Consider the following 21,406-nt stretch of genomic DNA (forward strand, 5'->3'; position numbering starts at 1 on the left):
AAGGGGTTGCCGCGCAGCTATCCCGCTGAAATCCAAGGTATGAAGACCGCCACTTCTCACATGGTCATGAGGATGGACGTCCGTAATCAGTGTCGGCCGTATGGCCTGTTGACCCGCGCGGTGCCGCACAGGTCGGCACCGGACGCAAAAAGACCGGCTACACGTCATGTATAGCCGGTCTGCTGGTGGAATAAACGATGCTCTTGCAGGTGCTTGCGGAAAGGCTTCGGTCCGCGGGCAGGCTGTCAGGCCGGTTGCGGCAGGGCGAGGGTCTCTGCTGTCTTCGTATCATCGGCCAGAATGCCGCTGGTCTTCAGAAGCGAGGCAAAACGGCCGCCCATGGCGCTCAACTCGTCAAAGGTGCCCTTCTCGATGATCCGGCCATGATCGAGGAACAGCACCACATCCGCATCGCGCACGGTCGAAAGACGGTGGGCAATGATGAAGGTCGTGCGGTTCTGGCGCAGCCGGTCGATGGCCTCCTTGACGCGGGCCTCTGTCTCCACGTCGAGCGCGCTGGTGGCTTCGTCGAGCACGAGGATGGGCGCGTTCTTCAGGATGGCGCGGGCAATCGCAATGCGCTGGCGTTCGCCACCGGAAAGGCGGTTGCCGCGTTCGCCGACATGCGTGTCATAACCTGCAAGACGGCTTTCAATGAAGTCGGTCGCGGCGGCCGCTTCGGCAGCAGCCGTCACTTCCGCGTCAGACGCACCTTCGCGGCCAAGCCGGATATTGTCGCTGATCGAGCGGTTCAAGAGGCCGGCGTCCTGGAAGACGGTCGCGATGCAATGGCGCAGCGATTTGCGGGTGACCTTCGCGACATCGGTTCCGTCGATGAGGATTGCACCGGATTGTGGTTCGTAGACGCGCTGCAGAAGGTTGACGAGCGTTGTCTTGCCGGCCCCCGTCGGGCCGACGATCGCCACCGTCTGGCCAGCCTTTGCGGTAAAGGACACGTCGCGAACGCCTTGCGTCGTGCTGGCAAAATCGAAGGAAACGTTACGGAATTCCACTTCGCCACGCACGTCGTGGAGATCGATGGCGCCGGCCGGTTCCTCGCGTTCCTTGACGGAATCTTCCAGGTTGAAGAAATCCTCCAGCTTGGAACGGGCTTCAAAAATCTGCGTGGCGAACTGGCGCATCTGGTCAAGGCGGCCGATCAGAAGATTGGCAAAGCCGATAAAGGCAATCACGTCGCCGACCCGGATCTGTCCATCGCGCACCAGAATGACGCCGATGATGAGGATGATCAGCATCGAGATGGTGGAGGCCATGCGGTTGAGCGCGCTGGCCAGTGCCCACCAGTCCAGCACCGGATACTGAACCGACAGCAGGTTCTCGGTGTAGCTCTTCAGCGCGCGGGTTTCTGCCTCGATACGGTTGTAGCTGTGCAGCACGGTAACATTGCTGATGGAATCGCTCACATGCGAAAACACCGTGTGATAGTGGCCTTCCACGGAGGCCTGGCCTTCCTTGGTCCGGTTCATCACCGTGCGACCGACGATCCAGTAGACAATGCCGAGCACGATCAGCACGCAGCTCAGACGCCAGTCCATGGAAAGCGCTGTGGGCACCAGAAGCACCAGAGCAACGGCGGTTGCCAGGTGCGTGCGCATGAATTCCAGCCAGAGGCCGAACAGCGTTTCGCTGGCGCGCAACAGCGTGTGCAGCGCATTCGACGTGCCGCGCTGGTGATGCCAGGACAGCGGCATGGAAATGATGCGGCCGAAGGCTTCTGTCAGAAGCGTCGCGCGGCGTCCATGCGCCAACCGGTCCGCCTCGCGGGCGACAAGCACATAGGCCACCGTGTTGAACACACCGAAGCCACCCCAGAGGATGAGGATGGGCGTAACGTCGCCACCGCCGGAGATCGCATCGATAATGCGGCCGAACAGGATCGGTTCGGCAATCGTGATGATGGCCAGCACGATATTCGCCACAACGACGAGAGACACCCGGACCCTGCTGGATCCTAAGTATTTCAGCGCTCTCGCATAAACCTGAAACAAGCTCAAAGATATTACCTCGATACTGACTGCATCGATCCTGACATAGCGCATCGGACCTGTATGGAGGGTGAACGACGATGCCACCCTGCCTTGTGGAGCATTATGGCTATCGCCCCCGTGCCACAAGATCCCCCTTGCAATCGCCGCGAGAATAGAGCCCACTATGGAATATCGTCGCCTTACTTCAGTTCATGCTAACAGGAATGCAACAGGGCTGGTGCGGGTAATGGGGGTAAAGTAGTTTAAACAATAATTGACCATGGCTATCCGTGGCAGGGGGTATGAGTGAAGATTCACTCAATTCTGCAAGTTTTGATATTAATAAACGAAATCAAATCGCCTGAAGAACTTACGCGGGAACTTGAAAATCTCCTTTCCGCGTACGGTTTCGACTTTTATGGCGTGTGGTTGCACCACAAGCCGAATGCCGATCTTTCCGATTTCATGCTGGCGGGCCATTGGCCGGAAGGCTGGCGCAAGGCGTATGTCGCCAAGAAATACGGACTGGTCGATCCTGTTCGCCGCATGCTGATGGTGGCCCAGCGTCCTTACCGCTGGCGGGATGCGATCAACAGCTTCAAGAACGATCCCTATCGCAAGCGTATGTTGCGCCTGTTGCAGGATGCCGCGAAATACCGTCTCATAGATGGCTATACTTTCCCGGTCCATGGCCGCAACGGCCTGCTCGGCCACGTCGCGCTGGGGGGCGGGGCGGTCGATCTGTCGCCGGCGGAGGTTTCGCTGTTTGAATCGGCCATGCGCCGGCTGTTCTGGCGTTTTCTCGAACTGCGTGGCACGGCAAGCGAGCTTGAAAAGCTTGCGGTTCTCGACACCGAATTGACAAAACGCCAGATGGAGGTGCTGTCGCTTCTCTCCGATGGCATGACCTCCAACGAGATTGCCAAGGAGTTGCAGATCTCGAGCCATACGGTCGACTGGTATATCAATGTGATCCAGGAAAAATTTGGCGCCAAGAACCGCCAGCATGTTATTGCCACCGCCTTTCGTCTCGGTCTGGTAAGCTGACGGGAAGCTGACAGAATTTTGACCACGGGAAATTGAACTTCCGTGAAAAGGCGGTAATGATCTCTTCGCGGGTGCAGCATGCCCGCGAATGACATTGGGGAGACTGTCTTGAAGATTTCGAAGATTCTTGTTGCGAACCGGTCCGAAATTGCCATCCGCGTGTTTCGCGCCGCCAACGAACTCGGGATCAAGACCGTCGCCATATGGGCGGAGGAGGACAAACTTTCGCTGCATCGCTTCAAGGCGGATGAAAGTTATCAGGTCGGCCGCGGCCCGCATCTTGCCAAGGACATGGGGCCGATTGAAAGCTATCTGTCGATCTCCGAAATCATTCGGGTCGCAAAGCTCTCGGGCGCCGATGCCATCCATCCCGGTTACGGGCTTTTGTCGGAAAGCCCGGAATTCGTCGAGGCCTGCGATGCTGCCGGCCTGATCTTCATCGGCCCGCGCGCTGACACGATGCGCCGGCTGGGCAACAAGGTGGCCGCCCGCAATCTGGCCATTTCCGTCGGTGTTCCCGTCGTTCCCGCCACCGAACCGCTGCCGGACGATATGGCAGAAGTTGCCCGCATGGCCGAAGAAATCGGTTATCCGGTGATGCTGAAGGCCTCCTGGGGCGGCGGCGGGCGCGGCATGCGCGCCATCCGCGATCCGAAAGACCTCGCCAAGGAAGTCGTGGAAGCCAAACGCGAAGCGATGGCCGCCTTCGGCAAGGACGAGGTCTACCTCGAAAAGCTCGTCGAGCGCGCCCGTCACGTGGAAAGCCAGATCCTTGGCGATACCCATGGCAATGTCGTTCATCTCTTCGAGCGCGACTGCTCGATCCAGCGGCGAAACCAGAAGGTGGTCGAGCGCGCGCCGGCACCGTATTTGAGCGAAGCGCAGCGTCAGGAGCTTGCCGGCTATTCGCTGAAGATCGCAGCCGCCACCAGTTATGTCGGCGCCGGCACGGTGGAATACCTGATGGATTCCGACACCGGCAAATTTTACTTCATCGAGGTCAATCCGCGCATCCAGGTGGAGCATACGGTGACGGAAGTCGTCACCGGCATCGATATCGTCAAGGCGCAGATCCACGCACTCGAAGGTTTTGCCATCGGCACGCCGGAATCGGGCGTGCCGGCCCAGGAGAACATTCGCCTCAACGGTCATGCGCTCCAGTGCCGCATCACCACGGAAGATCCCGAGCAGAATTTTATCCCCGATTACGGACGTATCACCGCCTACCGCTCGGCTGCCGGCTTTGGCATCCGGCTCGATGGCGGCACCGCTTATACGGGCGCCATCATTACCCGCTTCTACGATCCGCTGCTGGTCAAGGTCACCGCCTCGGGCGGCACGCCGCAGGAGGCGATCAGCCGCATGGACCGGGCGCTACGCGAATTCCGTATCCGCGGTGTCGCGACCAACCTTACCTTCCTCGAAGCGATCATCGGCCACCCGAGTTTTCGCGATAACACCTATACGACGCGGTTTATCGATACGACGCCCGAGCTTTTCCAGCAGGTGAAGCGCCAAGACCGTGCAACCAAGCTTCTGACCTATCTCGCTGACGTTACGGTCAATGGCCACCCCGAAACCAAGGGCCGGCCGAAGCCGGCAGACAAGGCGCCCAAGCCTGTCGTGCCCTATATCGACGCGCCGATTTCTGACGGCACGAAGCAGAAACTTGATGCCTTGGGGCCGAAGGGTTTTGCCGAATGGATGCGCGCCGAAAAGCGCGTGCTGATGACCGACACCACCATGCGTGACGGCCACCAGTCGCTGCTTGCCACCCGCATGCGCACGCATGACATTGCGAGCATTGCCGGCGTTTATGCCCGCGCGCTGCCGGGCCTGCTGTCGCTCGAATGCTGGGGCGGCGCGACCTTTGACGTCTCCATGCGCTTCCTCACCGAAGATCCGTGGGAGCGGCTGGCGCTGGTGCGCGAAGGCGCGCCGAACCTTCTCCTGCAGATGCTGCTGCGCGGTGCAAACGGCGTCGGCTATACGAACTACCCTGACAACGTCGTCAAATATTTCGTCCGTCAGGCGGCAAAGGGCGGCGTCGATCTGTTCCGCGTCTTCGACTGCCTGAACTGGGTCGACAACATGCGCGTCTCGATGGACGCGGTGCAGGAAGAGAACAAGCTCTGCGAGGCAGCGATCTGCTACACGGGCGATCTCTTGAACAGCGCCCGGCCGAAATACGATCTCAAATATTATACTGATCTCGCCGTCGAACTGGAAAAGGCCGGCGCGCATATCATTGCACTGAAGGACATGGCGGGGCTTTTGAAGCCGGCTGCGGCGCGCGTGCTGTTCAAGGCGCTGCGCGAGGCAACCAGCCTGCCGATCCATTTCCACACGCATGATACGTCGGGCATTTCGGCCGCCACCGTGCTTGCCGCGATCGATGCCGGCGTCGATGCGGTGGATGCGGCGATGGATGCGTTTTCCGGCAACACGTCGCAGCCGTGCCTTGGCTCCATCGTCGAGGCGCTCTCCGGCACCGAGCGCTCATCCGGCCTCGATCCGGCCTGGATCCGCCGCATCTCGTTCTATTGGGAGGCGGTGCGCAACCAGTATGCGGCCTTCGAAAGCGATCTCAAGGGGCCGGCATCGGAAGTTTATCTGCATGAAATGCCGGGTGGCCAGTTCACCAATCTCAAGGAACAGGCCCGTTCGCTCGGGCTGGAGACCCGCTGGCATCAGGTGGCGCAGACCTATGCGGATGTGAACCAGATGTTCGGCGATATCGTCAAGGTGACGCCGTCCTCCAAGGTGGTGGGCGACATGGCGCTGATGATGGTCAGCCAGGACCTGACCGTCGCCGACGTCGAAAACCCCGAGCGCGACATCGCCTTCCCGGATTCGGTCGTCTCCATGCTGAAGGGCGATCTCGGCCAGCCGCCCGGCGGATGGCCGCAGGCGCTGCAGAAAAAGGCGCTGAAGGGCGATGCGCCCTATACCGTGCGCCCCGGCTCGCTGCTGGCCGATGCCGATCTCGATGCTGAACGTAAGGTGATCGAGGACAAGCTCGAACGCCCGGTCAGCGATTTCGAGTTCGCCTCCTACCTGATGTATCCGAAGGTGTTTACGGATTTCGCGCTAGCTTCGGATACCTATGGCCCGGTCTCGGTTCTGCCGACGCCTGCCTATTTCTACGGCATGGGTGATGGCGACGAACTGTTTGCCGATATCGAAAAGGGCAAGACGCTCGTCATCGTCAACCAGGCGGCCAGTGCGCCGGATGCGCAGGGCCTCGTCACGGTCTTCTTCGAGCTGAACGGCCAGCCGCGCCGCATCAAGGTGCCGGATCGGGCCTTTGGTGCCTCCGGTGCGCTTGTGCGCCGCAAGGCGGAAGCGGGTAATGCGGCCCAGCTCGGTGCGCCGATGCCGGGCGTCATTTCCCGCGTCTTCGTCTCTTCCGGCCAGACCGTGAAGGCCGGCGACGTGCTTCTCTCCATCGAGGCGATGAAGATGGAAACCGCGCTGCATGCGGAAAAAGACGGCACGATCACCGAAGTCTTGGTGAAGGCCGGAGACCAGATCGACGCCAAGGACCTTTTGATCGTTTACGCCGCCTGACGGCTGAACAAATGATGGCCGCTCAACCCTCTTGGGTCTGGGCGGCTGTCACGGTTGCGACGAACTGGCGGGTACGTTCCTCGCGCGGATGATCGAACACGTCGCGAGCCTTGCCCGTTTCGATCACCCGGCCGGCTTCGAGAAACACCACATGATCGGCAATACGTGAGGCAAGCCTGAGGTCATGGGTTGCCATCACCATGGTCGTGCCTTCGGCGGCAAGTTTTGCCAGCACCTCCACCACTTCGGCGGCAAGCTCCGGATCGAGTGCCGAGGTCGGTTCGTCGCAGAGAAGAACGCGCGGCGAGGGAGCGAGCGCCCGGGCAATGGCCACGCGCTGCTGCTGACCGCCGGAGAGCGTTGCCGGCCAAGCGTCGGCCTTATGCGCCATGCCGACCTTGGTCAGCAGTTCCATGGCGCGTGTACGGGCCTTTTCTTTCGGCCATTTCAGCACGGTCAACAGGCTTTCCATGACGTTTTCCAGCGCCGTGCGGTGCGGAAACAGCTGGAAATTCTGGAACACCATGCCGGTCTGGCGGCGGATGCGCTGGATATCAGGCCAGCCAACCTTCTTGTCCGGCGCAAACGCAAGCGTGTGCTCGCCCAGCGTCAGAGATCCCTTGCTTGGGATTTCCAGAAGATTGATGCAGCGCAGAAGCGTGCTTTTGCCGCCGCCGGAGGGGCCAACAAGCGCCGTCACACTGCCTTCTGCCATGGTGAGGCTGATATCCTTCAGGATGACGGCTTCGCCAAACCGCTTCTCGATGTGGGAAAGCTCGATCATGAATTGGCCTCCAGCATGCCGCCATAGCGGGCGAAGCGCTTTTCGAGATGTACCTGCAGCGTGGAAAGAACCGTGCTGAGGGCAAGATAGATGAGGGCGGCGAGGATATAGAGGATCAGCGGTTCATAGGTGGTGGCAACGATGCGCTGTGCGGCCTGAAAAAGTTCCGGCACGGTGATGGCAGCGGCAAGCGAAGTGTCCTTGACCAGCGAGATGAAGGTGTTGGAAAGCGGCGGCACGGCCACACGCGAGGCCTGCGGCAGGATCGTGCGGATCATCGCCTGACGCCAGGACATGCCGATGGAATAGGCCGCTTCCCACTGGCCCTTCGGCACCGAGGAGATGACGGCGCGGATGATTTCCGAACTGTAGGCGCCGATATTCAGCGTAAAGCCGATGAGGGCTGCCGGAAACGCATCGAGCAGGATGCCGACGCTCGGCAGGCCGTAGAAGATGACGAACAACTGCACCAGAAGCGGCGTTCCCCGGATCACCCAGACATAAAAGCGCGCCACGGCCACCAGCGGTTTTGCCGCAAAAAGCCGCGTCAGCGCGGTGAGGAGCCCGAGCGCCAGCCCGAAGGCGAAGGAGAGAAGGGTGAGCGGGATGGTGAAGATCAGCCCCGCCCAGAGGAGGGAGGGCAGGGCATCCGCCATCAGTTGCAGCCAGTGCGGCACGGTGGGTGGTCTCCGACAAGGTTCTGGAAAACGGTATAAAGCGAAAAAGGCGGCAGCTCAAAGCTCCGCCTTCTCAGTCATATGGGGCATCGGTTCCCGGTGGGAACGAAGCGGATGGTTATTTCGAGACGTCCTGGCCGAAATACTTGTCGGCAATCGTCTTGTAGGTGCCGTCAGCCTTGATGTCGGAGAGCGCCTTGTTGATGGCCGCCACCAGTTCCGGCTCGCCCTTGCGGATGATGATGCCGGAGAAATCAGCGTTGGCCTGTTCGGCAACCACCTTCACCGGCGCATCCGGCTTCTGCTTCTTGAAGTCCAGGAAGGAGAGGCTGTCGTTGACGGTGGCATCAGCCCGGCGCGTCAGCACCAGCTGGATCGACTGGTCAAAACCGTCGGTGCCGACAAGTTCTGCGCCGGCGCTCTGGGCGATCTTGCCAAAATTGCTCGACAGAGACTGGGCGGCCTTCTTGCCCTTCAGGTCCTCGAAGGATTTGATCTCGTCATTGCCGTCGCGCACGATCAGAACGGCCTTGGAGGCGATGTAGGGATCGGAGAAATCATATTTCTGCTTGCGCGCTTCGGTAATGCCGACCTGGTTGATCACCACGTCGTAACGCTTGGCATCGAGGCCGGCGATCAGGCCGTCCCACTTGCCTTCGATGAACTGCGGCTTGACGCCCAGCTTCTTGGCAACGGCCTCGCCGATTTCCACGTCGAAGCCGACGAGCTTGCCCGAGGGGTCATGGAAGGTGAAGGGCGCATAGGTGCCCTCCGTGCCGATCTTGATCGTGCCGGCAGAGGTGATGGCGGTGAGATTTTCGCCCGCAAGGGCCGGCAGAACGAGGGCTGCCTTAATAAGAGCGGCGGCGGCGAGAGATTTGAACAGCGACATCGGGTGTTTCCTTGGCGTTTTTTGTTGTTGAGGGATCCATCGCAGAAATGGGGCGGAAGGGCAGGAGAGAAAACTGCGTGGAAAGCCGAAAAAGGCGAAAATCTTTCCGCAGGTGGGCATTTCTCGTCGATCTCGCCAAACATGGGCTCTTGCGCAAGGGTCATTTGCCGGGTTATGCACGTTTTAGCGTAATTGTGCATGATTGACGGATGCCATGACCGAGTTGATGTTACCGGAAAGACAGAGCCGCATTCGCCAGCGTCTGGCGCAGGACGGTCGTGTGCTTGCGGCATCCTTGGCGCTCGAATTTTCCGTGTCGGAAGACACGATCCGCCGGGACCTCCGCGAGATGGCGGCTGCCGGATTGTGCGAGCGGGTTTATGGCGGCGCGCTGCCGGTGGGGCTTGCCAATACCAGCCTTCGGCAACGCATGAGTGTTGCCATGGAGCGCAAGCGGGCCTTGGCGGAGGTCGCCATCCGGCAGATTGTGCCCCGCTCCGTCGTGTTCTTTGATGCCGGCAGCACGCATCTGGCGATTGCCGAAGCGCTGCCGGATGATCTGGCGCTGACGGCCGTGACCAATGCCCCGGCGATTGCCATGGCGCTTGCCGAAAAGCCTGAGGTGGACACCATTCTGATCGGGGGGCTCATGGATCGCGTCGCCGGTGGCGCTGTCGGTGCAAGAGCCATCGAGGTCCTGTCCGGCATGCGGTTTGATCTTTGCCTCATCGGCACCTGCGGGATCGATGGAGAGGGTGGCCTTTCCGCCTTCGGTTACGAGGACGCCGCCCTCAAGCAGTTCGCCATCACACGCAGCAGCCGGGTTCTGGTGGCCGCGACCACCGAGAAATTTAGCATGTCTGCACCCTATGCGGTGGCAAGCGCTGCGCAATATCACTGTTTGGTCGTGGAAGAGGATGCCGATCCGGTCAGGCTTCAGATCATACGGGAAGAGGGCTGCGAGATTATCGTGGCCGGGAGAGGAGCGGCGTCAGCCGCTTGAGGAGAGCTTTGACATGAACGATACCCTTGGCGCCGGCACCCATCGCCGCAGCCCTGCCATCACGCGCGAACGGGCAGCCATTGCGCTGATGTTCCTGATGAACGGTTTTCTGGTCGGCGCCTGGGCGCCCAAAATTCCGGAATTTGCTTCTCGCCTGTCGCTCAGCGAAAGCACGCTTGGCCTGATGATCCTCGTCTTCGGCATAGGCTCCATCGTGATGATGCCGGTGGCGGGCATGCAGATCGCCCGGTTCGGTTCGGCTCGGGTTACCCGCATCACCGCCGTCCTCGTTCTGCCGACGTTGATTTTCCTAAGCCTTGTCGGAAGCATGTGGACCGGCGCCATCGCCATATTCCTGTTTGGCGGCCTGATCGGCGCGATGGATGTGGCGATGAACGCCAATGCGGTCGCCGTGGAAAAGAACATGCGCCGCTCCATCATGTCCTCCTGCCATGCCTTCTGGAGCCTGGGTGGCCTCTTCGGCTCGGCAAGCGGCGGCCTTGTCATGGCCTGGCTCGGTGTTCTCGGCCATGCGGGCCTGGTTACGGTCATTGCCGCTCTTTTGGTGTTTGCCGCCTGGCCGCTTCTTCTCGCAGACAAGCCGCATCCGGAAGAGGTGGGCGAGCGGGTGCGCCTGCCGCACTCGGCGCTTCCCTGGCTGATCGGCCTCATCGCGCTGTTTTCGATGATCCCGGAAGGGGCCATTCTGGATTGGGGCGCACTTTACCTGCGCAACGAGCAGGGAGCTTCGGTAGAGCTGTCGGGCCTTGCGTTTGGCGCGTTTTCTCTCACCATGGCGATCATGCGTTTTGGCGGCGATCTGGTGCGGGATCGGTTCGGTGCTGTGCGCACGCTGCGCTTTTGCACGCTGGCCTCCATCATCGGCCTGCTGACGGCAGGCTTTGCCGGAAACGCCACCGTGGTCATCATCGGCTTTGCCATTGCCGGCATCGGCATTTCCAACATGGTGCCGATTGCCTTTTCGGCGGCCGGCAACCTGCCGGGCATGGCGCAGGGCATCGGTCTCTCCGTCGTCACCACCATGGGCTATTCCGGAATTCTGGTGGCGCCGTCACTGATCGGCTTCATTGCCGAGCATGTCGGGCTTGCCGCCATCTTCGCCGGCCTGCCGCTTCTGCATCTGGTGGTGCTGGCGCTATCGCATCTGGCCCGCCATGCGGACAGGCCGGCAGGGGCTGCGGCTGAAAAGTGATGGTGCTTGGGTGTTGACAAGCCCTGTTGCTTGCGCCACCTGAAAGCCATTCCTCCAGAGATGTGAGACCGCGATGCCTGCCGATTATGATCCGAAACCGCGTCGTGCCTCGGTTGCCGTCGATGTCGGCGGTGTGATTGTCGGCGGTGGCGCGCCAGTCGTCGTCCAGTCGATGACCAATACCGATACGGCCGATATCGATGCGACCGTTGCCCAGGTCGCCGCCCTCTACAAGGCCGGCTCCGAGATCGTGCGCATCACCGTCGACCGCGACGAAAGTGCGGCCGCCGTGCCAAAGATCCGCGACCGCCTGCTGCGGCTTGGGCTGGATGTGCCGCTGGTCGGCGATTTCCATTATATCGGCCACCGGCTGCTCGCCGATCATCCGGATTGCGCAGAAGCGCTGGCGAAATATCGCATCAACCCTGGCAATGTCGGCTTCAAGGACAAGAAGGACAAGCAGTTCGCCGATATCGTCGAAATGGCGATCCGTTATGACAAGCCGGTGCGTATCGGCGTCAACTGGGGCTCGCTCGACCAGGACCTGCTGACGACCCTGATGGACCGCAATGCAGCGGCAGGCTCGCCTCTGTCGGCGCGGCAGGTGATGCATGAGGCGATCGTCCAGTCGGCGCTGATTTCGGCTGAACTGGCCGAAAACATCGGCCTGCCGCGCAACCGCATCATTCTCTCGGCCAAGGTCAGCCAGGTGCAGGACCTGATCGCCGTTTATTCCATGCTGTCGGAACGCTCCGACCATGCGCTGCATCTCGGCCTCACCGAAGCCGGCATGGGCTCCAAGGGCATCGTCGCCTCGTCGGCGGCCATGGGTTATGTGCTCCAGCACGGCATCGGCGACACGATCCGCGTCTCGCTGACGCCGGAGCCGAACGGTGACCGCACCCGTGAGGTGCAGGTGGCGCAGGAACTGTTGCAGGTCATGGGCTTTCGCCAGTTCGTTCCGGTCGTTGCGGCCTGTCCGGGCTGTGGGCGCACCACGTCCACCGTGTTCCAGGAACTGGCGCAGAACATCCAGGCTGACATCCGCAAGAACATGCCGGTCTGGCGTGAAAAGTATCCGGGTGTCGAGGCGCTGAATGTTGCCGTCATGGGCTGCATCGTCAACGGTCCCGGCGAAAGCAAACATGCCGATATCGGCATTTCGCTGCCCGGCACCGGTGAGACGCCGGCCGCTCCCGTCTTCATCGACGGCCAGAAGGCGCTGACGCTGCGTGGCCCCAATATTGCCGCCGATTTCGAGGCACTCGTGGCCGACTATATCGAAAAACGCTTCGGCCAGAAAACCGCTGCCGAATAGCAGCGCTTGCCGTCTGTTCCCGTCCTCGTTATTGCCGTAATTCAGGGTAAATGACGAGTGAGACGAGACGGGGTTTGATTCCATGATGAAGAAGCTTGCACTTGTCGCGCTCTGCGCGACATATCTTTCGGCCTGCACGACCACCGATCCCTATACCGGTCAGCAGAAGGTTTCCAATACGGCGGGTGGCGCGGCCATCGGGGCCGGCCTTGGCGCGCTGGCCGGTCTTGCAGTCGGCGGTTCGCCCGTCGGTCGCCGCAATGCCGCGCTGATCGGCGCCGGCGTCGGTGCTCTCGCCGGTGGCGCCATCGGCAATTACATGGACCAGCAGGAATCGGAACTGCGCGCCCAGCTGCAGGGCACCGGCATTTCGGTCACCCGCAACGGCGACCGCATCATTTTGAACATGCCTTCCAATATCACCTTCCCGACCGATCAGGATCAGGTGCTGCCGGGCTTCTATCCGACGCTTGATTCGGTGGCGATCGTTCTCAACAAGTTCAACCGCACCTTCATCGATATCAACGGCCACACGGATTCGACCGGCAGCCTTGCGCATAACCAGCAGCTGTCGGAACGCCGCGCTGCCTCCGTTGCCAATTATATCGGCGGCCGTGGCGTCGATCAGCGCCGCATCTCCACCATGGGCTTTGGCCCTTCGCAGCCGGTTGCTTCCAATGCCACGCCGGATGGACGCGCGCAGAACCGCCGCGTCGAAATCCAGATCGCCCCGATCACGCAAGGGTGATTTCTTCAAGTCGGATGAAATTTCAAAGGGCGTCGCACAAGCGGCGCCCTTTTTGCATTCAAAGACCGCTGGCCAACATCTTGATGCCGGCGGCGCCGAAGAGCAGCGCCATCACCCCTTCGATGCTGCGGCGGGCCTGACGATAGAGGCGGGCAGCGCGTGCTGTCGAAAACAGCATGGCATAGGCCATGAAAACGATGAAGCCGGTCGTCAGGCAGCCACCGACGATGATGGCCACGGCACTGGTCGAAGCCGACGGCGGCAGGCCGAGCGAAATGATCGCCACCCAGGCAAAGATGGCCTTCGGGTTGGTGAGGTGGATGGCATAGCCGGTGAGAAAGGTTCGCAGCACGCTTGCCGGGGCATCGGCTGCATGGACATCGGCCTGTGGCGCATCGCGGCGCAGCGCGCCTCTGGCGGCCTTGTAGGCGAGATAGAGAAGGTAACAGCCGCCCAGCACCTTCAGGACCTGTAGTGCCTCGCCATATTTGGACAGAAGGGCGGAGAGGCCAAGCGCTGCCGCCATGGCCCAGGTGAAGGAGCCGGCGAAAATACCAAGCGCAATCGTCATCCCGGATTTGCGGCCATGGTTGAGCGATGTCGAGATGATGGCAAGGATTGCCGGACCGGGGCTGATCACGGCCACCAGATAGAGCATATAGGCCGCAATCACCTGCGGCAGGTTCAGCATGAGATCCGACATAAAGCCTCCCGGTTGAGGACACCGTCTTACAGTCTGTCCTATAATTCCCCCAGGCGGGCTGCAAATGGCAATTTCTGCTTGTCCGGTGCTCACGTACGTTAAGTACGCTCCGCTCCGGTTCTCGAAATCACCATTTTCGCCGCGCCAGGAGGAATTCTTGAACAGACTTTTAGACCCGGCGTGGCGCCGGGTCATGTGACAAGTTTCGATGGGAAACCATCAGAAATGGTGATGAGACGGGTCGGTCAGTTCTGCCGGTCTGCGACAAAACGTGCGGTGGCACTGAGGATGCCGGCCTTTTCGCCATAGGGAGCGAGAAGCCCGACGGCCTCTTCCACCAGCGCATCCAGCCGCTGTTCGGCCCAGGCGATGCCGTGGCGGGCCACAAGCGTCGCCTTGCCGCGCCCGGCATCCTTGCCGGTGGCCTTGCCCATGGTCGTTGCGTCCGATGTCACATCCAGCACGTCATCGGCCAGCTGGAAGGCAAGGCCGATCACTTCGCCAAAACGGCGCAGGCGCTGGCGATCTTCCGATCCGGCGCCAGCAATCACAGGCCCTGCCTCGCAGGCAAAGCGTAAGAGCGCACCCGTCTTCATCGCCTGCAGCATCACGATGCCGTCTTCGTCCGGAACGGTGGTTTCAGCCTCCAGATCCAGTGCCTGTCCACCGGCCATGCCGCCAATGCCGGCAGCGCGTGACAGCGCCAGCACAAGCTGCACCTTGCGGTCGTCGGGAAGGTCGGTCTCGGGCGCAGCAATGAGATCGAAGGCATAGGTCAGCAGGCTGTCGCCGGCGAGAATGGCGGTGGCCTCGGTAAAGGCCTTGTGAACGGTCGGCTGGCCCCGGCGCAGGTCGTCATCGTCCATCGCCGGCAGGTCGTCGTGGATCAGCGAATAGCTGTGCAGGCATTCGAGAGCAGCGCCGACGCGGGCGGCGGCTTCGGCATTGCCGGAAAACAGCGCCGTTGTTTCCGAAATCAGGAAGGGACGCAACCGCTTGCCGCCGTTCAGCGTGCCGTGGCGCATGGCGGAAACGAGATTATGCGGGCGGGCGATCTCGTCCATCCTGATGTCTGCACCCAGAAGGTCGGACAACAGGCGTTCCGTCTCGGCGGCGCGCTGGCGCAGATAGGTGTCGAAGGCGGCGGGATCGAGCATCGTCATGGCGGTTCATTGGCATGACCGGAGACGGCTGGCAACGGAGTTTTGGTGAAAACCGCTCGGGATTGGCGGCTTGCAACTGGCCTTTGCCGCCGCCAGCCGCTATGTACGGCCTGGAGAGACGAAAACGAGTGGCAGATTTGGACCTCACACCCGAGCGGCAGTCCGAAGAGGAGCAGCCTTTGCCGAAATCGGGCCGCGGCCTTGTGACCCTCGAGCGGGCGAAGATGGTTTTGGTGGCGCTGGGTGCTCTGCTGGTCCTTCCCTACGCGCTGGTCGTCTTTTATGCCCTTCCCTTCATCCACCCCGTGTCCACGCTGATGGTCGCCGACCTGGTCACGTTTCAGGGTTATGACCGCCGCTGGGTGGCGTTCGATGAGATCGCGCCCGTGCTGGTGCAATCGGTGATGATGTCGGAGGACGGTCAGTTCTGCGCGCATGACGGCGTCGATTGGGTGCAGATGCGCGGCGTGGTGCAGGATGCGCTGGATGGCGAGGCAACCCGCGGTGCCAGCACCATTCCCATGCAGGCCGCCAAGAACCTCTTCCTGTGGAATGGCCGCAATGTCATCCGCAAGGTGCTGGAAGTGCCGCTGGCCATGTGGTCGGATCTCGTCTGGTCGAAACGGCGGATGATGGAAATCTATCTGAACGTCGCCGAATGGGGGCCGGGCATCTACGGCATCGAGGCCGCAGCCCGCCATCATTTCGGTGTTTCAGCGTCAAGGCTCAGCCAGCGGCAGGCCAGCCTTCTGGCCGTTGCCCTGCCCAATCCCATCACGCGGGTGGCTTCCAAGCCCGGGCGCGGCATGCAGCGGCTTGCTTCCGTGGTGGAGCGGCGGGCACGCGCCTCCGGCGGATACATCAAATGTCTTTATGACTGACAGCAGCAAATGTCGTTGGCCGCTGACCGTTGCGGCTCCTATGCTGGCGGCAAGATAACAGGCGGAGGCTGCACATGGACGGACTGGTTCTCTATATCGCCAACAAGAATTATTCCTCCTGGTCGTTCCGGCCGTGGATTGCTCTGAAAGCCGCAGGCGTCGCTTTCGAAGAAGTGCTGATCCCCTTCGACGATCATGGCGGCAATCCGGAGTTTCGAAAGTTTTCGCCGACCGGCAAGGTGCCTGTGCTGAAGCACGGCGATCTGCATGTCTGGGAATCGCTTGCCATCATCGAATATGTCGCCGAGCTTTATCCTGATGCCGGCCTCTGGCCACAGGATCCCGCCGACCGGGCCGTGGCGCGGTCGATCTCGATGGAAATGCTGTCGGGCTTCCGGGCGCTACGCGGTGCCTGCCCGATGAATATCCGCCGCCCGAAGCGGGCCATCGCGCTGCCAGAGGGTGTGGCGGATGATGTGGCGCGCATCACCGAGATCTGGAAGACCCTGCGCACGCGCTCCGGCGGCCCCTTCCTGTTCGGCGCGTTTTCTGCCGCCGACGCCATGTTTGCGCCCGTCATCAACCGGCTGGATGTCTATGACATTGCGGTGGACGCGGACACGCAAGCCTATATGGCGGCGATGAAGGCGCATCCGGCGTGGATCGAGTGGCAGCAGGCAGCCCTTGCCGAAACCTGGATCGTTCCGGCAGACGAGGCCTGATCTATCTCAGTATCACGTGCCGTTTCGCCGGTGCCGATTGAGCGGGACTCGGGCGTATTGCCTGTGGTATCAGCCGTGCTGCTGGCGATCATCCGGCGCGGCGTCAAGCTTCTTCGCAAATTTTGCCCGCAGGGACTGGTCAAGGTGGGGATTGCCATGTATAAGCCCGGCAAATTTCCGAGATCAAGACATGTGGAGTTCGGCCTCCTTCGGGCCGCCGAGCATGTTTTGCCTGACAATTTGGAGTAACGAAAATGGCTGTACCGAAGAGAAAAACGAGCCCGTCGAAGCGCGGTATGCGCCGCTCCGCTGACGCGCTCCAGACCCCCACCTACGTCGAAGACAAGAACTCCGGCGAACTGCGTCGTCCGCACCACATCGACCTGAAGACGGGCATGTACCGTGGTCGCCAGGTTCTGACGCCGAAGGAAAGCGCATAATCTCTTCTTGAGATTTTGCTGCAGGAAGGCCGGTTTTCGCCGGCCTTTTTTGTTGCCGAAAATTGGCCGATAATATCCCCTGAATGCAAAAGGGCCGCGGTTTCCCGCAGCCCTTCTGTCGTCTAGCGGCTCAGGATCCCATGCTGTCCAGGCGCGTCTGCAGGGTCCGCAACTGATCCTTCAGCTCATCGAGATCCTTGGCGTCAGGCGCCTTTTTCGGCTCGCGTTCGGCGGTCGCACCCTGCGCGCCGAAGGGCGAAAACATCTGCATGGCCTGGCGGAACAGGTCGGTGTTGCGCCGCACCTGTTCTTCCATCATCTGGATCGGCATCTGCAGGTTCTTGGTGATCGGCGTTTCGCCGAAGGCGCGTGTCATTTGCTCGCGCATCTGTGCCTGCTGGTCGGCAAAGTTCTTCATCGAATGCTCGAGGAAGGTCGGCACCACCATCTGCATCTGGTCGCCGTAATAGGAAATCAGCTGGCGCAGGAAGGAGATCGGCAGCAGCGTATTGCCCGTCTTGGATTCCTGCTCGAAGATGATCTGGGTCAGCACGGAATGCGTGATGTCGTCGCCGCTCTTGGCGTCCTGTACCTGAAAATCCTCGCCCTTCTTCACCATGGTCGCCAGGTCTTCCAGCGTCACATAGGTGCTGGTGCCCGTGTTGTAGAGGCGTCTATTGGCATATTTTTTTATGACAATTTCACCATCAGTCTTCGCCATCATTGCCTCCTGAACCCGTCAATATAGTTTTGTCGGTGTTTCTCTCCCAGGCCAACCTTACGCTCAAACAAAGCCGACTGACAATCGAATTGTGCGATGCGGCAGCCAACCCCGCGTTGCAGAATTTTTGGCGACTACTTAACAAAGCGCATCAAATTGATGATGTCCACCCTTTGACTTATGCGGGAAGCTTTGCCAGTCTCAGGCCAACAACAAGGGAAATCGAGGAGACACCCGCATGAGCCAGCCGTCGATCGTGATTGCATCCGCCGCTCGAACGGCCGTTGGCTCGTTCAACGGCGCCTTTGCCAATGTGGCCGCCCATGAACTCGGCGCTGCCGCGATCAAGGGCGCGCTGGAACGGGCAGGCGTCGATGCGAAGGAAGTGGACGAGGTGATCCTCGGCCAGGTCCTGCCGGCCGGCGAAGGGCAGAACCCGGCCCGTCAGGCTGCCATGAAAGCCGGCACGCCGCAGGAAACCACAGCCTGGGGCATCAACCAGCTTTGCGGCTCGGGTCTGCGTGCGGTTGCCATCGGCATGCAGCAGATCGCGCTGGGTGATGCCAAGATCATCGTCGCCGGCGGTCAGGAATCCATGTCCATGGCACCGCATTGCGCGCATCTGCGCGGCGGCACCAAGATGGGCGACATGAAGATGATCGACACCATGATCAAGGATGGCCTCACGGACGCCTTCTACGGCTATCACATGGGAACGACTGCCGAAAACGTCGCCCGCCAGTGGCAGTTGACGCGCGACGAGCAGGACCAGTTTGCCGTTGCCTCGCAAAACAAGGCGGAAGCCGCGCAGAAGGCCGGCCGTTTTGCCGATGAGATCATTCCCTTCATCATCAAGGGTCGCAAGGGCGATGTAACCGTCGATGCCGACGAATATATCCGTGCCGGCGCCACGCTCGAAAGCATGACCAAACTGCGCCCCGCCTTCGACAAGGAAGGCACCGTGACGGCCGGCAATGCATCCGGCATCAACGACGGTGCGGCTGCAACCGTTCTGATGACGGAGGCCGAAGCGTCTCGTCGCGGCATCACGCCGCTGGTGCGCATCGTCTCCTGGGCAACGGCGGGCGTCGATCCGCAGATCATGGGCACCGGCCCGATCCCGGCCTCGCGCAAGGCGCTGGAAAAAGCCGGCTGGTCAGTTGGTGATCTGGATCTGGTTGAAGCAAACGAGGCCTTTGCCGCGCAGGCCTGCGCCGTCAACAAGGACATGGGCTGGGACCCGTCGATCGTCAACGTGAATGGCGGCGCCATCGCGATCGGTCATCCGATCGGCGCCTCCGGCGCACGCGTTCTGAACACGCTGGTGTTCGAGATGAAGCGTCGCGGCGCAAAGAAGGGTCTCGCCACGCTCTGCATCGGCGGCGGCATGGGCGTTGCGATGTGCGTCGAAGCCATGTGACGGGTCTGGTCATTCCGACCACGAAGAAGGGCCGGATATTTTTAATGAGGGGGGAATTTGCATGACGAGAGTCGCATTGGTGTCCGGTGGCACGCGTGGTATCGGCGCGGCCATCGCCGCGGCCCTGAAGGCTGCAGGTTATGCGGTTGCCGCAAATTATGCCGGCAATGACGAACGTGCCAAAGCCTTCGAGGCGGAGACGGGCATTCCCGTTTTCAAATGGGATGTTTCATCCTACGAGGCCTGCGCCGAGGGGATTGCGCAGGTCGAGGCGTCGCTTGGCCCTATCGACGTGCTGGTCAACAATGCCGGCATTACGCGCGATGCCATGTTCCACAAGATGACGCCCGGCCAGTGGAGCGAGGTGATCAACACCAACCTCACCGGCCTCTTCAACATGACGCATCCGGTGTGGAGCGGCATGCGCGACCGTGGTTTTGGTCGCGTCATCAACATCTCCTCGATCAACGGCCAGAAGGGCCAGATGGGGCAGGCCAATTATTCGGCGGCCAAGGCTGGCGATATCGGCTTTACCAAAGCGCTGGCGCAGGAGGGGGCCGCCAAGAACGTCACCGTCAACGCCATCTGCCCGGGTTATATCGGCACAGAGATGGTTCTGGCTGTTCCCGAGCGTGTGATGAATGAGCGCATCCTGCCGCAGATCCCGGTCGGACGGCTGGGCCAGCCGGAGGAAATTGCGCGTTGCGTGGTGTTCCTCGCGTCCGACGATGCCGGTTTCATCACCGGGGCAACGCTCAGCGCCAATGGTGGGCAATATCTCGCCTGACACGTTTTTGCATGGCGGACTGGTTTGCGTGGGGGACTGGCTCCACGGAGGCAAAACGACAGACAAAACAAAACCGGCGCGGATCTCCGCGCCGGTTTTGCATATGATGGATTGGCAGCCTTTAGCGGCAGCGGGCTTCGTAGTTGCGGCCATAGCGGTCGCGATAGACGCAGTAACCCTGGCGCTTCTGCGATTCGCCGATGGCAGCGCCCACAAGGCCGCCGCCGACGGCACCCACGGCTGCACCACCCCAGCTATTGGTAACGAGGCCGCCGATGACGGCACCGGAGCCGGCGCCAATGGCTGTGCCTCTCTCGGTCGATGTGCAGGATGCGAGCATGCCCATAACGGCTGCGACGGCCAAAATCTTCTTCATGGTGTGGTTCCTTCCCTTATTCGGTTCGACGGTTCTTGAAACTTAGATTCTGCCCATCAGGAGCAGGATGAGCAAAATCACCACGACGAGGCCAAGACCGCCGGATGGCCCATAGCCCCAGCTCCGGCTGTAGCCCCAGTTGGGAAGCGCGCCGAGAAGAAGAAGGACGAGGATAACGAGCAGGATTGTCCCGAGCATGTGGTGGTCTCCGATGCACAAAAGCATTTGATTGTGCGACGAAAACGCGGATCTTCATTTTTTGTTCCATGCGCTGCAAAGCGATCGGACAAACAGAAATCCCGATCCCCGATCCGAAAGGGGAAAACTGCCGCATGCTACGGCGACAGGCGCATGGCCCGGAATGTTAGCGGATGAAACGGCGCGCAGCCCAGACAAGGACGAGGCCCGCAACGGCCAGCAGGCCACCACGCAGGATCCAGGGTGTCTGGTTGATCATGAAGCTTTCAGCCGGATAGGGGAAGAGGCCTGTCCCCTGCGCCATCCACAGGACCCCCATGAGGATCGCGAGAACACCAATCACGGTGAGGAGAAGTCTAAGGACGGCCATCATGGCGAAACTCCGTCTGGTCCTCGCAAAATGGCAGGACTTGCAGCACGCGGCGAACTTTTTGGCGCTGGCTTCAGCCTCAAGCGAATGCCAGCGCTCGACCATCCGTCCGATATGGGCCGCTGTCAAGCAAAGCGACAGGCGGCCACTCAATCCTGGGGTTCGCAATGTCATCCAGACGAACAAAGGATGAATCGGCGCCAGTCGCGATTCGTCGCCGATTCGTTCGCAGCGTGTTCCTGCCCTGAACAACGTCATGGCGCACAAATTGGCGTTTCGCCAAGAATTTCGACCCAAAACGAAGAGTGCGGCGTCTTGTGGCTTGCCTTATCCGCGTGGGATCGCCATGTGTTCGCTGGATGCGCTCCGCCGAGCTGCATCCGGA

Annotated in this window: 22 protein-coding genes; 12 read left to right on the forward strand and 10 right to left on the reverse strand. The window is 61.0% G+C overall.

Annotated elements, in window-relative coordinates:
* Positions 1 to 245 precede the first annotated feature (245 nt).
* Positions 246 to 2,060: a glucan ABC transporter ATP-binding protein/ permease gene (locus AC4CWH_RS17220; RefSeq protein ID WP_491319675.1), complete on the reverse strand. Its 1,815-nt coding sequence runs from the start codon at positions 2,058 to 2,060 to the stop codon at positions 246 to 248.
* Between the two features lie 234 nt (positions 2,061 to 2,294).
* Between AC4CWH_RS17220 and AC4CWH_RS17225 the strand changes: the two genes are divergently transcribed.
* A complete protein-coding gene (locus AC4CWH_RS17225; protein WP_491283284.1) occupies positions 2,295 to 3,035 on the forward strand; it encodes a helix-turn-helix transcriptional regulator in 741 nt (246 codons plus the stop codon).
* Between the two features lie 108 nt (positions 3,036 to 3,143).
* The gene (gene pyc, locus AC4CWH_RS17230; RefSeq protein WP_491319676.1) at positions 3,144 to 6,605 is read left to right on the forward strand and encodes a pyruvate carboxylase; all 3,462 of its coding nucleotides are present in this window, start codon (positions 3,144 to 3,146) and stop codon (positions 6,603 to 6,605) included.
* Positions 6,606 to 6,627: 22 nt separating this feature from the next.
* Here pyc and AC4CWH_RS17235 read toward each other — a convergent pair whose 3' ends face one another.
* The 3 genes from AC4CWH_RS17235 to AC4CWH_RS17245 all read right to left on the reverse strand — a co-directional run bounded on the left by AC4CWH_RS17235 (position 6,628) and on the right by AC4CWH_RS17245 (position 8,958).
* Positions 6,628 to 7,389: an amino acid ABC transporter ATP-binding protein gene (locus tag AC4CWH_RS17235; protein ID WP_491319677.1), complete on the reverse strand. Its 762-nt coding sequence runs from the start codon at positions 7,387 to 7,389 to the stop codon at positions 6,628 to 6,630.
* Entirely contained in the window at positions 7,386 to 8,066 is a 681-nt protein-coding gene (locus AC4CWH_RS17240; RefSeq protein WP_491319678.1) for an amino acid ABC transporter permease, read from the reverse strand. The genes AC4CWH_RS17235 and AC4CWH_RS17240 overlap by 4 nt, the downstream gene beginning before the upstream one ends.
* 118 nt (positions 8,067 to 8,184) lie before the next feature.
* A complete protein-coding gene (locus tag AC4CWH_RS17245) occupies positions 8,185 to 8,958 on the reverse strand; it encodes an amino acid ABC transporter substrate-binding protein (RefSeq protein WP_491319679.1) in 774 nt (257 codons plus the stop codon).
* A gap of 214 nt (positions 8,959 to 9,172) precedes the next feature.
* On the opposite strand from AC4CWH_RS17245, the gene AC4CWH_RS17250 reads away from it, so the two are divergent.
* The 4 genes from AC4CWH_RS17250 to AC4CWH_RS17265 all read left to right on the forward strand — a co-directional run bounded on the left by AC4CWH_RS17250 (position 9,173) and on the right by AC4CWH_RS17265 (position 13,240).
* On the forward strand, positions 9,173 to 9,961 hold the full coding sequence (locus tag AC4CWH_RS17250; protein WP_491319680.1) for a DeoR/GlpR family DNA-binding transcription regulator: 789 nt from the start codon (positions 9,173 to 9,175) through the stop codon (positions 9,959 to 9,961).
* 13 nt (positions 9,962 to 9,974) lie between these two features.
* Positions 9,975 to 11,174, forward strand: coding sequence for an MFS transporter (locus AC4CWH_RS17255; protein ID WP_491319681.1), 1,200 nt, complete (start codon positions 9,975 to 9,977; stop codon positions 11,172 to 11,174).
* A gap of 73 nt (positions 11,175 to 11,247) precedes the next feature.
* The gene (gene ispG, locus AC4CWH_RS17260) at positions 11,248 to 12,492 is read left to right on the forward strand and encodes a flavodoxin-dependent (E)-4-hydroxy-3-methylbut-2-enyl-diphosphate synthase (RefSeq protein ID WP_491319682.1); all 1,245 of its coding nucleotides are present in this window, start codon (positions 11,248 to 11,250) and stop codon (positions 12,490 to 12,492) included.
* 82 nt (positions 12,493 to 12,574) lie between these two features.
* Positions 12,575 to 13,240 carry a YiaD family glycine zipper/OmpA-like lipoprotein gene (locus AC4CWH_RS17265; RefSeq protein ID WP_491283292.1) on the forward strand — a complete coding sequence of 222 codons (666 nt, stop codon included), beginning with the start codon at positions 12,575 to 12,577 and terminating at the stop codon, positions 13,238 to 13,240.
* 58 nt (positions 13,241 to 13,298) lie between these two features.
* Here AC4CWH_RS17265 and AC4CWH_RS17270 read toward each other — a convergent pair whose 3' ends face one another.
* Complete coding sequence (locus tag AC4CWH_RS17270) at positions 13,299 to 13,943, reverse strand: LysE family translocator (RefSeq protein ID WP_491319683.1); 645 nt, start codon at positions 13,941 to 13,943, stop codon at positions 13,299 to 13,301.
* Positions 13,944 to 14,188: 245 nt separating this feature from the next.
* Positions 14,189 to 15,100: a polyprenyl synthetase family protein gene (locus AC4CWH_RS17275; protein ID WP_491321458.1), complete on the reverse strand. Its 912-nt coding sequence runs from the start codon at positions 15,098 to 15,100 to the stop codon at positions 14,189 to 14,191.
* A gap of 230 nt (positions 15,101 to 15,330) precedes the next feature.
* Between AC4CWH_RS17275 and mtgA the strand changes: the two genes are divergently transcribed.
* The 3 genes from mtgA (at position 15,331) to rpmF (ending at position 17,149) form a co-directional block, all read left to right on the forward strand.
* Positions 15,331 to 15,987 (forward strand): monofunctional biosynthetic peptidoglycan transglycosylase, encoded by a 657-nt coding sequence (gene mtgA, locus AC4CWH_RS17280; RefSeq protein WP_491321459.1) that lies wholly within the window; start codon positions 15,331 to 15,333, stop codon positions 15,985 to 15,987.
* Between the two features lie 74 nt (positions 15,988 to 16,061).
* A complete protein-coding gene (locus tag AC4CWH_RS17285) occupies positions 16,062 to 16,709 on the forward strand; it encodes a glutathione S-transferase family protein (RefSeq protein ID WP_491319684.1) in 648 nt (215 codons plus the stop codon).
* A gap of 254 nt (positions 16,710 to 16,963) precedes the next feature.
* Entirely contained in the window at positions 16,964 to 17,149 is a 186-nt protein-coding gene (rpmF, locus tag AC4CWH_RS17290) for a 50S ribosomal protein L32 (protein ID WP_137129286.1), read from the forward strand.
* A 130-nt stretch (positions 17,150 to 17,279) separates the two neighbouring features.
* Here rpmF and phaR read toward each other — a convergent pair whose 3' ends face one another.
* On the reverse strand, positions 17,280 to 17,870 hold the full coding sequence (gene phaR / locus AC4CWH_RS17295; protein ID WP_491283295.1) for a polyhydroxyalkanoate synthesis repressor PhaR: 591 nt from the start codon (positions 17,868 to 17,870) through the stop codon (positions 17,280 to 17,282).
* Between the two features lie 238 nt (positions 17,871 to 18,108).
* Here phaR and AC4CWH_RS17300 point away from each other — a divergent pair, with 238 nt between their 5' ends.
* Positions 18,109 to 19,290, forward strand: coding sequence for an acetyl-CoA C-acetyltransferase (locus tag AC4CWH_RS17300; RefSeq protein WP_491283296.1), 1,182 nt, complete (start codon positions 18,109 to 18,111; stop codon positions 19,288 to 19,290).
* Between the two features lie 61 nt (positions 19,291 to 19,351).
* Positions 19,352 to 20,077 (forward strand): acetoacetyl-CoA reductase, encoded by a 726-nt coding sequence (gene phbB, locus AC4CWH_RS17305; RefSeq protein ID WP_491319685.1) that lies wholly within the window; start codon positions 19,352 to 19,354, stop codon positions 20,075 to 20,077.
* 121 nt (positions 20,078 to 20,198) lie between these two features.
* On the opposite strand, the gene AC4CWH_RS17310 is transcribed toward phbB, so the two are convergent.
* From AC4CWH_RS17310 to AC4CWH_RS17320, 3 genes are all read right to left on the reverse strand, one after another.
* Entirely contained in the window at positions 20,199 to 20,453 is a 255-nt protein-coding gene (locus tag AC4CWH_RS17310) for a YMGG-like glycine zipper-containing protein (protein WP_491283298.1), read from the reverse strand.
* 42 nt (positions 20,454 to 20,495) lie between these two features.
* Positions 20,496 to 20,651: a DUF3309 family protein gene (locus AC4CWH_RS17315; protein ID WP_491283299.1), complete on the reverse strand. Its 156-nt coding sequence runs from the start codon at positions 20,649 to 20,651 to the stop codon at positions 20,496 to 20,498.
* Positions 20,652 to 20,817: 166 nt separating this feature from the next.
* A complete protein-coding gene (locus AC4CWH_RS17320) occupies positions 20,818 to 21,024 on the reverse strand; it encodes a hypothetical protein (protein ID WP_491283300.1) in 207 nt (68 codons plus the stop codon).
* On the opposite strand from AC4CWH_RS17320, the gene AC4CWH_RS17325 reads away from it, so the two are divergent.
* Complete coding sequence (locus AC4CWH_RS17325; protein ID WP_491319686.1) at positions 21,023 to 21,214, forward strand: hypothetical protein; 192 nt, start codon at positions 21,023 to 21,025, stop codon at positions 21,212 to 21,214. The two genes, AC4CWH_RS17320 and AC4CWH_RS17325, sit on opposite strands and share 2 nt — an antisense overlap.
* The last annotated feature ends 192 nt before the right edge of the window (positions 21,215 to 21,406 follow it).

Source organism: Neorhizobium sp. PAMB6716, assembly GCF_058242805.1.